We start from the raw sequence: 13,686 nt of genomic DNA, 5'->3' as shown, positions 1-13,686 counted from the left end.
ACGGCGTACGCCGGCGTGCGCGGACACTGCGCTGGCGCCGCTGCCGTGTCCCTGGCTGTGTCATGGCTGTGTCCCTGGCTGTGTCATGGCCAAGGCGACGGACGCCGTCCCCCTACCGAGAGGACCCCGATGAAGATCCCCCCGCTTCGCCGTCTCGTTCCCGCGATGCTGCCGGCCCTGCTCCTGGTCGGCTCCGCCGCCCTGGTCGCCCCCGGCGCCGCGACGGCCGGCGCCCTGCCGGCGCCCGCGCCGGCCGCTGCCGCCGGGCCGATCACGCCGGTCCCGGTCTCGAGCTACCAGAGCAAGATCACCAACGACGGCACGACGGTCTTCCACCCGACTGCTGGGACCGGCCGGCTGCCGGTGGCGCTGCTGCTCCAGGGCGGCAAGGTGCACCGCCAGCACTACGAGGAGTACGCCGCGACGGTGGCCTCCTACGGCTTCGTCGTCGTGACGCCCAACCACCGCCGGCTGAACTTCGTCGACCTGGACTACTACACCTCCACCAGCCAGGTGGGGGAGACGCTGAGCTGGATGGCGGCCGAGAACGCGAGGGCCGGCTCGCCCCTGCGCGGGCGGATCGACACCGGCACCATGGTCCTGCTGGGGCACTCCTTCGGTGGGGCCACCGGCCTCTCGATCGCCGAGGACAAGTGCTCGATCCCGTTCTGCACGACGCTCTCCTTCGACCTGCCGGCGGCCGTGAAGGCGGGGTCGTTCTACGGCACCAACAACGCGATCCTCGGCATCTATCCGAAGATCGACAACCAGATCCCCGTCCAGCTCGTGCAGGGACAGGCCGACGGCGTCGCGGAGCCGGCGCAGGCCGAGGCGACGTACGCCAAGCTCGGCAGCGGCCCGAAGCAGCTCGTGCGGGTCGCCGGGGCGAACCACTACGGCATCACCGACGGCCAGGACCCCAGCGGCGCTGAGCCCGAGGTGAGCCCGCAGTCGCTGCCCCAGGCGACGAGCATCGAGGTCTCGGCCCGCTGGGCGGCCCTGTGGCTGCGCGCGCAGCTGGGCCACGCCGGCGCCGCCGGCTACGTCACCGGCACCGGGGACGCCTCGGACCCGCTCGTGACGGTGACCAGCGCGCCCTGAGCCGATCCCGTCACCTCTTCGGCCGGACCTGGGGCCGAAGAGGTGACGGGCGGGCCCGGGCAGGTCAGGATGTCCGCGTGGAGAACGCGCGCGTGCTGTCGGTGAACCTCGGCCGCCCCGAGACCGGTGAGTGGACCGGCCGGGTGGGCAGCTCGGGGATCCGGAAGACGGCCACCCCCGACCCGGTCGCCGTCCGCCGCGACGGGCTGGTCGGTGACTCGGTGTGCGACCGGCGCGACCACGGGAGTCCGGACAACGCCGTCTACGTCTTCGCGCGCGAGGACCTGGACCGCTGGTCCGACGAGCTCGGCGCTGCGCTGCCGGACGGGCAGTTCGGCGAGAACCTCACCACCCGCGGGATCGACGTCAACGAGGCGCTCGTCGGCGAGCGGTGGCGGGTCGGCACCGCCCTGCTCGAGGTCGCCAAGGTGCGTACGGCGTGCCGGGTCTTCGCCGGGTTCATGGAGCTGAGCGGTCACGACCCGACCGGGTGGATCAAGCGGTTCACCCGCGACGGTCGCCCCGGTCCGTACCTGCGGGTCCTGGAGGAGGGCGTGGTGCAGGCGGGCGACCCGATCGTCGTCGAGCACCGCCCCGACCACGACGTGACAGTCGCGGTGCTGTTCCGGGCGTTGACCACCGAGCGGGACCTGCTGCCGCACGTGCTGAGCGTCCCGGCGCTCTCGGAGACCGTGCGCAGCAGGTACGCCGCCCGGGCCCCGCGCTGAGGGGGCGCGGCGGCTGCCAGCCGGATCCCAGTCGGATCCCAGTCGGATCCCAGCCGGACTCGGCGTGGGGGTTACCCGCCAGTGTTGATGTGACGTAGGTTACCTGCCATCCATCCCGCGGGGAGGGTGAGGTCCGGGTCCGACCTTCCGCGCCGTCCGGCAGGAGAGACATGCCCGCGAATCCCGACACGAGCTTCGTCGACCACCTTCCTCCCAACATGGCCGTGCAGCTTCTCGAGCGCGTGGCCACGACGCCGGACGCGGAGGCCTTCCGCTACCCGCGTCCCGACGAGACCTGGGAGTCGGTCACCTGGCGAGAGGCCGGGGAGCGGATCAACCGGCTCGCGGCCGGCCTGCTGGCCCTCGGCCTCGAGCCCGAGCAACGGGTCGGGATCGCCTCCAGCACCCGCTACGAGTGGATCCTCGCCGACCTCGCGATCATGTGCGCCGGGGGTGCGACCACCACTGTCTACCCGACGACCAACGTCGAGGACACCGCCTACATCCTCGGCGACGCGGAGTGCCGGGTGGTCTTCGCCGAGGACGACGAGCAGATCGCGAAGATCCGCGCGCACCGCCACGAGCTGCCGCACCTGGCGAAGGTCGTCACGTTCACCGGCACCCCGGACGGCGACTGGGTGATCGACCTCGAGGCGCTGGCCGAGCTCGGCGACGCCCACCTGGCCGAGCACCCGACGATCGTGGAGGAGACCGCGAAGTCGATTCCGCCGGACCAGCTCGCGACGCTGATCTACACCTCCGGCACCACCGGGCGTCCCAAGGGGGTGCGGCTCCAGCACCGCTCGTGGGTCTACGAGGGCGCGGCGATCCAGGCCCAGGACATCCTCGACGAGAGCGACCTGCAGTTCCTCTGGCTGCCGATGGCGCACTCCTTCGGCAAGGTGCTGCTCTCGGCCCAGCTCGCCTGCGGGTTCGCCACCGCGATCGACGGCCGCATCGACCGGATCGTCGACAACCTCGGCGTCGTGAAGCCGACCTTCATGGGCGCTGCGCCGCGGATCTTCGAGAAGGCCCACGGCAAGATCGTGACGATGCAGCAGGCCGAGGGCGGGGCCAAGGAGAAGATCTTCCTCAAGGCCTTCGAGGTCGGCCAGCGCGTCGACGAGCTCAAGCGCGTGGGCAAGCCGGTGCCGTTCGCGCTCGGGCTGCAGCACAAGGTCTTCGACAAGCTGGTCTTCAGCAAGGTCCGGGACCGCTTCGGCGGCCGGGTGCGGTTCTTCATCTCCGGCTCGGCCGCGCTGAACTCCGAGATCGCGCAGTGGTTCCATGCCGCGGGCATCCTCATCCTCGAGGGCTACGGGATGACCGAGAACGCCGCCGGGGCGACTGTCAACAGCCCCGAGCACTACAAGATCGGCACGGTCGGCCCGGCACTGCCGGGTGCGGAGATCCGCATCGGCGAGGGTGACGAGGTGCAGCTGCGCGGCCCGCACGTGATGGAGGGCTACCACAACCTGCCCGAGGAGACCGCGAAGGCGTTCACCGAGGACGGCTGGCTGCGCACCGGCGACAAGGGGAGCATCGACGCCGACGGCTTCCTGACCATCACCGGGCGGATCAAGGAGCTGTTCAAGACCTCGGGAGGCAAGTACGTCGCGCCGCCCGCGATCGAGTCGAAGTTCAAGGCGATCTGCCCCTACACCAGCCAGTTCATGGTCTTCGGCGACGAGCGCAACTACTGCGTCGCGCTGATCACGCTGGACCCGGACGCGATGAACATCTGGGCGGCGGAGAACGACATGGCCGGGGCGTCGTACGCCGAGATCGTGCGCTCCGAGAAGGTGCGCGCGATGGTCGCCGGCTACGTCGACGAGCTCAACTCCCGACTCAACCGCTGGGAGACCGTCAAGAAGTGGGACATCCTGGAGTCCGACCTCAGCATCGAGTCGGGGGAGCTGACCCCGTCGCTGAAGGTCAAGCGCACAGTGGTGGCCGCCAACAACGCCGACCGGATCGCCGCCCTGTACGACGCCTGAGGTCCGTCCCGGGCGGCCGAGCCGCCGCCCGGGATTGACCTGATCGAACAAGTGTTCGATCATGGGGTGTGGTCATCTCCATCCCGACCGCGGCTGCGGCCGCCGACGAGATCCGGGCGCTGCGCGAGCGCATGCACCGGATGACCGACGGCGTGCCCAGGATGCCCCTGGACACCCACCCGGCGCTCTCCGGGGTGGTCCAGCTGCGCACCGGCGGAGCCTACGAGGTCGACAGCACCGCCCTCGCGCTGGCGCTGATGGCCGGGCCCTCCCGGGCGGGCGCCTGGTGCGCGGTGGTGGGGGTCCCCGACCTCGGTGCGGAGGCCGCGGCCGAGGTCGGCGTCGAGCTCGGCCGGACCGTCCTGGTCCCCGAGCCCGGAGACCTGTGGCTGGAGGCCACCGCAGCCCTCGTGGACGTCGCCCAGGTCGTCGTGGTCCGGCCGCCGGGGCGGGTGGCCGAGCACCTCGCCGAGAAGCTCGGCGCCCGGCTGCGCAAGCGGGGCGCGGTGCTGGTCGCGTGCGGCCCGTGGCCCCGCGCCGAGGTCCGGCTCTCGGCGACCGAGTCCCGCTGGACCGGCGTCGGCCGCGGCGAGGGCGCGCTGCGGGCGCGCCGGCTGGTGGTCGAGGCGCGGCGGGGGGCCGCGCCCGCCCGGCGTACCTCCCTGTGGTTCCCGGCCCTCGACGCACCGCTGCGCCGGGCCGAGACGGCCCCCGAGGCAGCCTCCGAGACGCTGGCGCCGGTGCGCGAGGCCGGCTGATGGCGGGCCGGATGCTGGTGGTGTGGTGCCCCGACTGGCCGGTCGTGGCCGCGCTCGCCGAGGAGGGCCGACCCACGCACCTGCCGGCGGCGGTCTTCTCCGCCAACCTCGTCGTCGCCTGCAACGACGCCGCCCGTGAGTACGCCGTGCGCCGCGGCATGCGGCGGCGCGACGCGCAGTCGCGCTGCCCCGAGCTGCTGGTGCTGGCGGCCAACCCCGACCGGGACGCACGCTCCTTCGAGGACGTGCTCGCCGCGCTGGAGGAGCTGCGGCCCGGGGTGGCGCCGCTGCGCCCCGGGCTGGTCGCGCTGCGCTCGCCGGGCCGCTACTACGGCGGGGAGCGCGAGGCGGCGGCGGTGATCACCGAGTGCCTGGTCGAGCGCGGGATCTGGGACTGCCGGGTGGGCGTCGCCGACGAGCTGTTCACCGCCGAGCAGGCCGCCCGGCGGGCGCTGCCCCAGGACAGCGTGGTGGTGCCGGCCGCCGGGTCCGCGGGGTTCCTGTCCGGGCTGCCGGTCGAGGTGCTCGACGACCCGGGGGCCGTGAGCCTGCTGCGCCGCCTCGGGCTGCGCACCCTCGGCAGCCTGGCCGACCTGCCGCCCGCCGACGTCCAGGCCCGGTTCGGCCCCCGCACGGCCTGGGTGCACCGGGTGGTCCGGGGCGAGGAGACCGACCTGCTGGCCGCTCGCACGCCGCCCCCGGAGCTGGCCTGCCACGTCGACTTCGAGCCGCCCCTGGACTCCGCGGAGACCGTCTGCTTCAGCGCCCGGCGCACCGCCGAGCAGTTCGTCGAGGGGCTGGCCCGCCGCAACCTGGCCTGCACGGAGGTCCGCGTCGAGGTCGAGAGCGAGGGGGCGGTGGTCTCCACCCGGCGCTGGCTGCACCCGCGCTGGTTCAGCGCCGCCGACGTGGTCGACCGCCTGCACTGGCAGCTCCAGGGCGGGTTCCGCGGCGGCGAGGTGCGGGCGCCGGTGGAGCGGGTGCGGCTGGTGCCCGAGACCGTGGTGCCCGACGCCGTGCACGCCGACGGCCTGTGGGGCGGCACCGACGAGCGGGTGGAGCGCGGCATCGCCCGGGTGCAGGGGATGCTCGGCCACGATGCAGTGGTGGCGCCGGTGCTCCAGGGCGGCCGGTCGCCGGCGGAGCGGCAGGCCGTGGTGCCGTGGGGCGAGCGGCCCACCGGGCTGCGGCCCCGGGAGCTGCCCTGGCCGGGCAGCATCCCGCCCCCCGCCCCGGCCCGCGTGCTGGCCACCCCCTGGCCGGCCGAGGTGGTCGCCGGGGGCGGGCACCTCGTCTGCGTCGACGAGCGCGGCGCCGTGCGCGGCGAGCCCACGCGGTTCCGCACCGGCTCCGGCGAGGGCTGGCAGCAGGTCGCGGCCTGGGCCGGCCCGTGGCCGGTCGAGGAGCTGTGGTGGGAGGCAGCGCCCGGCAGTGAGCCGCGCCGGGTCGCGCGCTTCCAGGTGGTCGGCGTCGACGGGCGGGCCTGGCTGCTCACCTACGACAGTGCGGGCGGCCGCTGGGTCACCGAGGCGGCGTACGACTGATGGGGCACGACTGATGGGGTACGACTGATGGGCTGGAGCAACCCGCCGATGCCGTGGGGGGAGCTGGAGAGCCGGCTCTCCGGTCGGCCGCGCCCGCAGGACGAGGCGCCGGTCTCCCGGCGCAAGCGCCGGCCCCAGCGGGCCGAGATCGAGCGGCCCGACGCCGTCGTGCCGTACGCCGAGCTGCACTGCCACAGCAACTTCAGCTTCCTCGACGGGGCCAGCGGCCCCGACCAGCTGGTCCGCGAGGCGCTGCGGCTGGGGCTGCACGGGCTCGCGCTGACCGACCACGACGGGTTCTACGGCGCACCGCTGTTCGCCGAGGCCGCCCAGGTGCACGCCCGCGGCGACGGCCGCGACCTGCGCACGATCTACGGCGCCGAGCTCTCCCTCGGGCTGAGCCGCCCCCAGCAGGGCGTCCCCGATCCCGAGGGCAGCCACCTGCTGGTGCTGGCCCGCGGGGTGGAGGGCTACCACCGGCTGGCGGCGGCGATCACCGACGCGCAGCTGCGCGGGGACGAGAAGGGCCGCCCCGACTACGACCTGGGCGAGCTCGCCGAGCGCGGGCGCGGGCACTGGCTGGTGCTCACCGGCTGCCGCAAGGGCGCCGTACGCCGGGCGCTGGCCGAGAGCGGCCCGCCCGCCGCGGCGGCGGCGGTGGACCTGCTGGTCGAGCTCTTCGGGCCCGAGCACGTCGCGGTCGAGCTGATCGACCACGGGCTGCCGCTGGACTCCGGGCACAACGACGTCCTGGCCCGGATCGCCCGCGAGCGCGGCCTGCCCCACGTCGCCACCAACAACGTCCACCACGCCCGGCCCGAGGGGCACCGCCTGGCCGCGGCGATGGCAGCGGTCCGGGCCCGCCGCAGCCTGGCCGAGATGGCCGGCTGGCTGCCGCCCTCGGGGGCGGCCTCGCTGCGGTCGGGGGAGGAGATGGCCCGCCGGTTCGCCCGGCACCCCGGCGCGGTGGCCCGCTCGGTGGAGCTCGCCGACGAGGTTGCCTTCGACCTGCAGAAGGCTCGGCCCCGGCTGCCCAAGATCGGGATCCCCGAGGGCCACACCCCGATCAGCCGGCTGCGGGAGCTGACCGAGCGCGGCTTCGCGCAGCGCTACGCCGGGACGCCGCTGGCCGCCGACGCGCGGGCCAAGGTCGACCACGAGCTCGACGTGATCGAGCGCAAGGACTTCGCCGGGTACTTCGTGATCGTCCACGACATCGTCGAGTTCGCCCGCTCCCGCGGCATCCAGTGCCAGGGCCGCGGGTCGGCGGCCAGCTCGGCGGTCTGCTTCGCGCTCGGCATCACCGCCATCGACCCGGTCTTCTACCGGCTGCCCTTCGAGCGGTTCATCTCCGCCCACCGCGAGGAGGAGCCCGACATCGACGTCGACTTCGACTCCGACCGGCGCGAGGAGGTGATCCAGTGGGTCTACGAGCGCTACGGCCGTCTCAACGCCGCCCAGGTCGCCAACGTCATCGGCTACCGCCCCAAGATGGCGGTGCGCGACGCCGCCAAGGCGCTCGGGTACTCCCCGGGCCAGCAGGACGCGTGGTCCAAGCAGGTCACCAGCTGGAGCCACGTGGCAGCGGAGGGCGAGCAGGAGGGTGAGCACGAGCTGCCGGCGCCGGTCGCCGACCTGGCCAACCAGCTGCTCGGCGCCCCCCGCCATCTCGGCATCCACTCCGGCGGGATGGTGCTGACCGAGCGGCCGATCGGGGAGGTGTGCCCGATCGAGCGGGCCCGCATGGACAAGCGCACGGTCCTGCAGTGGGACAAGGACGCCTGCGAGTTCATGGGGCTGGTGAAGTTCGACCTGCTCGGGCTCGGGATGCTCAGCGCGCTGGACCACATGATGCGGATCAGCGCGGAGCACCTCGGGGAGCACTGGGAGCTGGCCACGATCCCCAAGGAGGAGCCGGCCGTCTACGACATGCTCTGCCGGGCCGACTCGATCGGGGTCTTCCAGGTCGAGAGCCGCGCCCAGATCGGCACCCTGCCGCGGCTGCGGCCGCGGGAGTTCTACGACCTGGCCATCGAGATCGCGCTGATCCGGCCCGGCCCGATCCAGGGCGGCGCCGTGCACCCCTACATCCGCCGCGCCACCGGGCGCGAGCCGGTCGACTACCCGCACGTCTCGCTGGTGCCGGTGCTCGAGCGCACCAAGGGGGTGCCGCTGTTCCAGGAGCAGCTGATGGACATGGCCCGCACGCTGGGGGACTGCACCCCCGACGAGGCCGACCTGCTGCGCCGCGCGATGGGCTCCAAGCGCGGGGTCGAGCGGATCGAGAGCATCAAGGAGAAGCTGTACGCCGGGATGGCGGCCAAGGGCCTGCACGGCGAGGAGGCCGACGCGATCTACGTCAAGATCCTCTCCTTCGCCAACTTCGGCTTCGCCGAGAGCCACGCGCTCTCCTTCGCCAAGCTCGTTTACGCCAGCTCCTGGTTCAAGCTGCACTACCCGGCCGCCTTCCTCGCGGCGCTGATGCGCGCCCAGCCGATGGGCTTCTACTCAGCCCAGTCGCTGACCGGGGACGCCCGCCGCCACGGCGTCGAGGTGCTGCGCCCGGACCTGGCCCGCTCCGCGGCCACCGCCGACCTCGAGCTGCGGCCGGGGATGTCCCCGGGGCCCACCGGCCTGGCGGCCTGCTGGCGCGACCAGCAGCGCACCGAGTGGGTCCCCGGCACCCCCGACCCCACCCCCGTCCACCGCCGCGACACGGCGTACGCCGTCCGGCTGGGGCTGGACTCGGTGCGCGGCATCGGCACCGAGGTGGCGATGCGGATCGTGGCCGCCCGGGCCGAGCGGCCCTTCGCCGACCAGGCCGACCTGTCCCGGCGGGCGGGCCTGGACACCCGGCAGCTGGAGGCGCTGGCCACCGCCGGCGCCTTCGAGGGCTCCGGCCTGACCCGGCGCCAGGCGTTGTGGAACGCCGGCTGGACCGAGAGCCCCGACCAGCTCGAGGGGCTGCGGATGGCCGCGCCCGCCCCGATGCTGCCGGAGATGGACGAGGTGGAGACCACGATGGCCGACCTCTGGGCGACCGGCATCACCCCGGGCGGGCACCCGTTCGGGCACCTGCGCGAGCAGTTGCGCCGCGCGGGGGTGCTCGCCGTCGGGGACCTGGCCGCCGCCGAGGCCGGCCGGCGGGTCACGGTCGCGGGCCTGGTCACCCACCGGCAGCGGCCCGGCACCGCCGGCGGCGTCACGTTCCTCAACCTCGAGGACGAGACCGGGATGCTCAACGTCGTCTGCACGGTCGGGGTGTGGCGGCGCCACCGCAAGGTCGCGGTCTCCTCGGCGGCGGTGCTGATCCGGGGGATGCTGGAGCGCTCCGACGGGGTGACCAACCTGGTCGCGGACCGGATCGGCCCGATCGAGGAGCTGCACCCCGAGGCCGGGCGGGCGCTGCGGGCCCGGCACCGCTCCCGCGACTTCCAGTGAGGGCCCGGCGGCTCCCTCGACGTGCCGGTTCAAGGCCCCGGGTGGGAGGATGGGGCAGTGCCTTCCGCCCTTCCCGACGGTGATCCCGTCCCGGTCGACGGCGCGCTCCCGGAGTCCGCGCTGGCCGAGGTCGGACGGCGTCCCTTCGGCCTCTACGTGCACGTGCCGTTCTGCGTCGTGCGCTGCGGCTACTGCGACTTCAACACCTACACCGCCAGCGAGCTCGGACCGGTCGGCAGCGCGCCCGGCGCCTCGCGCGCGACGTACGCCCAGGCCGCGGTTGCCGAGGTGCGCCAGGCCCGGCGGGTCCTGGGCGACGCCGCGCCGACGGTGTCGACGGTATTCCTCGGCGGCGGCACCCCGACGCTGCTGAGCCCGGCCGACCTCGGCTCGATCGTCGCGGCGATCGACGAGGAGTTCGGCCTGGCGCCGGACGCCGAGGTGACCACCGAGGCCAACCCCGACAGCGTCTCGCTGCGCGACCTGGACGGGCTGCGTGCCGCCGGCTTCACCCGGGTCTCCTTCGGGATGCAGTCAGCGGTCGAGCACGTGCTGGCCGTCCTGGACCGGACCCACGACCCGCGGCGGGTGCCGTCGGTCGTGGAGTGGGCGCGCGCGGCCGGCTTCGAGCAGGTCAGCCTCGACCTCATCTACGGGACGCCGGGGGAGTCCGTCGCGGACTGGGCCACGACCCTGGACGCGGCGCTGGCCTGCGCGCCAGACCACGTCTCGGCGTACTCGCTGATCGTCGAGGAGGGCACCGCGCTGGCCCGGCGGGTGCGCCGCGGCGAGCTGCCGATGCCCGACGAGGACGACCTCGCCGACAAGTACCTCCTCGCCGACGAGCGGCTCGGCGCCGACGGGCTGGCGTGGTACGAGGTGTCGAACTGGGCGCGTGACGAGCAGAGCCGTTGCCGCCACAACGTCCTGTACTGGACCGGTGCGGACTGGTGGGGCGTCGGTCCCGGCGCGCACTCCCACGTCGGCGGCGTGCGCTGGTGGAACGTCAAGCACCCCGCGGCGTACGCCGACCGGCTGGCTGCCGGGCGCAGCCCGGCCCACGCCCGGGAGGTCCTCGACGCCGAGGACCGGCGGGTGGAGCGGGTGCTGCTGGAGGTGCGGCTGCGCGAGGGCCTGGCGGCGGACGTGCTGGACGCCACCGGCCGGGCCGCGGTCCCCGGGCTGGTCGACCGCGGCCTGGTCGAGCCCGGCCCGTGGCCGGACCGGGTGGTGCTCACCCGCCGCGGTCGGCTGCTCGCCGACGCGGTGGTGCGAGACCTGCTGCCCTGAGGTCCGCGCGAGCCCTAGGGTGTGGTCATGACCCAGGGACCCGAGACCCCCCGCCCGGAGAACGAGCCCGAGGAGACCCGCCCGCAGGCTGCGGAGGACCGTCCCGCAGGCGGCCCGGCGGACTCGGGGGACTCGGGAGACGCGGGCGGCCCGGAGTACTCCTCGCCGTCCTACCACCAGCCCTCCTACGAGCGGCCCTCCTACGACGCGCCGCCGACCACCCCGCAGCCGCAGGACCCGCCGCAGCCGCCGGCCGGCCAGTCCCCGGCTCCGGAGCCGGGCGCCCAGCAGCCGCCGTACGCCCCGGACCCCGCCACCCAGGACCCCGCCACCCAGGACCCCTACGCCCAGGACCCCTACGGCCAGCCGCCCGTGGACCAGGGCTACCAGCCCTACGGCCAGGAGTACGGCCAGCCGGGCTATCCGCAGCAGGGCTACCCCCAGCAGGGCTACCCCCAGCCCGGGTACGAGCAGTCCGGCTACGGCCAGGGCTACGCGCCGGGCTATCCGCCGGCGTACGGCCAGCAGGGCTACCCGGGCGCGCCGTACGGCGTGCACCCGGTCACCGGCGTGCCGTACTCGGAGAAGTCGAAGCTGGTAGCGGGCCTGCTCCAGATCCTGCTGCCCTTCGGCATCGGCCGGTTCTACGTGGGCGACACCGGCATCGGGGTCGCCCAGCTGCTGGTCACGATCCTGACCTGCGGCATCGGCGCGCTGTGGCCGTTCATCGACGGCATCGTCATCCTGGCCACCGACAGCTCGGACTCCCAGGGGCGCCCGCTGCGCGACTGAGCGGAGCGGGCCGGCTCAGTCCGAGGTGACGAAGTCGATGAGCTCCTCGACCCGGCCCAGCAGGGCCGGCTCCAGGTCGTTGTAGGAGGAGACCCGGCCCAGGATGTGCTGCCACGCCCGGGCGATGTCGGCCTGGTTGCGGTGCGGCCAGCCCAGGTGCTGGCAGACCCCCTTCTTCCACTCGATCGAGCGCGGGATCGTCGGCCACTCCTGCAGCCCGATGCGCTCGGGCTTCACGGCCTGCCACACGTCGATGAACGGGTGGCCGACGATCAGCACGTGCTTGCCGACGGGGGAGCGGGCGATGCCCTGGGCGATCCGGGACTCCTTGGAGCCGCGGACCAGGTGGTCGACCAGTACGCCGACGCGGCGGCCGGGCCCGGGCTTGAAGCCGACCAGGTGGTCGGCGAGGTCGTCGACGCCGCCGAGGTACTCCACGACCACGCCCTCGATGCGCAGGTCGTCGCCCCAGACCTTCTCGACCAGCTCGGCGTCGTGGCGGCCCTCCACGAAGATCCGGCTGGCGCGCGCGACCCGGGCCTTCGCGTCGTGCACGGCCACGGACCCCGACGCGGTGCGGGTCGGGCGGGCCGGGGCCGCGGCCCGCACGGGCGCACTGAGGATCACCGGGCGGCCCTCGAGCAGGAAGCCCGGGCCGAGCGGGAACGTGCGCCGCTTCCCGCGGCGGTCCTCCAGGGTCACCGTGTGCAGGTCGCGGTCGACAGCGACGACCTCGCCGCACCAGTCGGTGGTGACCTCCTCGACCACGGTCCCGAGCGCCGCAGGGGCCTCGGTGGCCCGGCCGCGCTTCGGGGCCCGCCAGTCGGTGGAGAGGACGTCGGGTCCGTATCGGTCTGCCACGTCGGGCCACGCTAGGCGGCAGCACCGACCGGGCGGGGACGGCGCGCCGGGCGGGCCGGGGTGTGACCTGCGCTACTCGGCGTCCGGCTGGCCGGTGCCCTGCTCAGCGCCCTGGTCAGCGCTCTGCTCGGCGCCCTTGCCCTCCAGGAGGTCCTCGACCGTCTCGCCGGGCTCGAGGCCCTCGGCGAGGGGGTTGTCCTCGCCGGGCTGGAGGTCGTCGGGCAGCTGCTCGTCCGGAATGCCGATGGCCGGCTCGTCGTCGGAGGTGGTCATGCCGGGTAAGTACCCCGACGACCCGGAGGTCAGACCAGCGGCAGGCGCCGCTGGCTCAGCGGGAGCTGCTCGTAGCCGCGGCGCACGGCGTCGCTGAGGTCGGCGCTCGGGAAGGGCCACTCGGCGGACCCCAGCGCCTGGTCCAGCGGCACGCCGCGGGTCGCGAGGTCGCGGATCGTCTCGGCGACCACGCCGACGGCGTCGCGCTGGTCGACGACGAACTCCCGGTCGACCACGGCACCGTGACCGGGGACCACCACCGAGTCCGGTCCGGTCAGGCCGAGCACCAGGTCCAGGGCCAGCGGCCAGTCGAGCGGATGGCTGTCGGGACCGTAGGCCGGCGGCCCGGACTCCTCCACGAGGTCACCGGCCAGCAGCACGTCCGCGTCGGGCACGCGTGCGACGAGGTCGCCCGCGGTGTGCCCGCGGCCGGGGTGGAAGAGCTCGACGACCCGGTCGCCGAGGTCGACCGCGAGCGCGGAGGAGAACGTGACCTCGGCGGGCACGATCTCGGTCGCCAGCACCTCGGCCCGGTGCGGGTCGTCGGGATCGGCGGCGTACGCCGCCTTGATCCGCTCGCCGGCGGCGCGGGTGGCGGCGGCCGCGTGCTCGTGGGCGTGCACCGGGATCGCGCCGTACTCGGCGCGGAAGGTGCCGTTGCCGAAGGTGTGGTCGAAGTGCTCGTGGGTGTTCACGAGCCCGACCACGTCGCCGCGCCCGAGTCGGCGCACCTGCTCGACGACCGCCCGTGCCGCGGCAGCGGAGGCGTGGGTGTCGACGACGAGCAGTCCCCGCGAGCCACCGACCGCGACGATGTTGACGTCGAACCAGTCCTGGCGCGCGACCCAGACCCGGTCGGCGATCTCCTCGAATCCCATCAGGTCACTCTAGGGCGGCGCGC

Annotated in this window: 11 protein-coding genes; 8 read left to right on the top strand and 3 right to left on the bottom strand. The window is 74.3% G+C overall.

What is annotated here, in order from left to right; all coding sequences use genetic code 11:
- Positions 1–129: 129 nt before the first annotated feature.
- The 8 genes from EBO35_RS13270 (at position 130) to EBO35_RS13235 (ending at position 11,651) form a co-directional block, all read left to right on the top strand.
- Positions 130–1,101 carry an alpha/beta hydrolase family protein gene (locus tag EBO35_RS13270; protein WP_164477962.1) on the top strand — a complete coding sequence of 324 codons (972 nt, stop codon included), beginning with the start codon at positions 130–132 and terminating at the stop codon, positions 1,099–1,101.
- A 77-nt stretch (positions 1,102–1,178) separates the two neighbouring features.
- Positions 1,179–1,829 carry an MOSC domain-containing protein gene (locus EBO35_RS13265; RefSeq protein WP_122818121.1) on the top strand — a complete coding sequence of 217 codons (651 nt, stop codon included), beginning with the start codon at positions 1,179–1,181 and terminating at the stop codon, positions 1,827–1,829.
- Between the two features lie 218 nt (positions 1,830–2,047).
- On the top strand, positions 2,048–3,826 hold the full coding sequence (locus EBO35_RS13260; RefSeq protein WP_241153695.1) for an AMP-dependent synthetase/ligase: 1,779 nt from the start codon (positions 2,048–2,050) through the stop codon (positions 3,824–3,826).
- A 68-nt stretch (positions 3,827–3,894) separates the two neighbouring features.
- A complete protein-coding gene (locus EBO35_RS13255) occupies positions 3,895–4,584 on the top strand; it encodes a hypothetical protein (RefSeq protein ID WP_241153694.1) in 690 nt (229 codons plus the stop codon).
- Positions 4,584–6,128 (top strand): DNA polymerase Y family protein, encoded by a 1,545-nt coding sequence (locus EBO35_RS13250; protein ID WP_122818119.1) that lies wholly within the window; start codon positions 4,584–4,586, stop codon positions 6,126–6,128. The genes EBO35_RS13255 and EBO35_RS13250 overlap by 1 nt, the downstream gene beginning before the upstream one ends.
- Positions 6,129–6,155: 27 nt before the next feature.
- Entirely contained in the window at positions 6,156–9,569 is a 3,414-nt protein-coding gene (locus EBO35_RS13245; protein ID WP_122818118.1) for an error-prone DNA polymerase, read from the top strand.
- A gap of 57 nt (positions 9,570–9,626) precedes the next feature.
- On the top strand, positions 9,627–10,859 hold the full coding sequence (hemW, locus tag EBO35_RS13240) for a radical SAM family heme chaperone HemW (RefSeq protein ID WP_122818117.1): 1,233 nt from the start codon (positions 9,627–9,629) through the stop codon (positions 10,857–10,859).
- Between the two features lie 27 nt (positions 10,860–10,886).
- Positions 10,887–11,651, top strand: coding sequence for a TM2 domain-containing protein (locus EBO35_RS13235; RefSeq protein WP_122818116.1), 765 nt, complete (start codon positions 10,887–10,889; stop codon positions 11,649–11,651).
- A gap of 15 nt (positions 11,652–11,666) precedes the next feature.
- Here EBO35_RS13235 and EBO35_RS13230 read toward each other — a convergent pair whose 3' ends face one another.
- The 3 genes from EBO35_RS13230 to EBO35_RS13220 all read right to left on the bottom strand — a co-directional run bounded on the left by EBO35_RS13230 (position 11,667) and on the right by EBO35_RS13220 (position 13,663).
- Complete coding sequence (locus EBO35_RS13230) at positions 11,667–12,512, bottom strand: DUF3097 domain-containing protein (RefSeq protein ID WP_122818115.1); 846 nt, start codon at positions 12,510–12,512, stop codon at positions 11,667–11,669.
- A gap of 72 nt (positions 12,513–12,584) precedes the next feature.
- The gene (locus EBO35_RS13225; RefSeq protein WP_122818114.1) at positions 12,585–12,785 is read right to left on the bottom strand and encodes a hypothetical protein; all 201 of its coding nucleotides are present in this window, start codon (positions 12,783–12,785) and stop codon (positions 12,585–12,587) included.
- A 29-nt stretch (positions 12,786–12,814) separates the two neighbouring features.
- On the bottom strand, positions 12,815–13,663 hold the full coding sequence (locus EBO35_RS13220) for an MBL fold metallo-hydrolase (protein WP_241153693.1): 849 nt from the start codon (positions 13,661–13,663) through the stop codon (positions 12,815–12,817).
- Between the last annotated feature and the right edge of the window lie 23 nt (positions 13,664–13,686).

Source organism: Nocardioides pantholopis (genome assembly GCF_003710085.1).
Taxonomy (GTDB): Bacteria; Actinomycetota; Actinomycetes; order Propionibacteriales; family Nocardioidaceae; genus Nocardioides; species Nocardioides pantholopis.
Note: the sequence above shows the minus strand (reverse complement) of the source record. Positions and strands in the feature narration are given on the sequence as shown.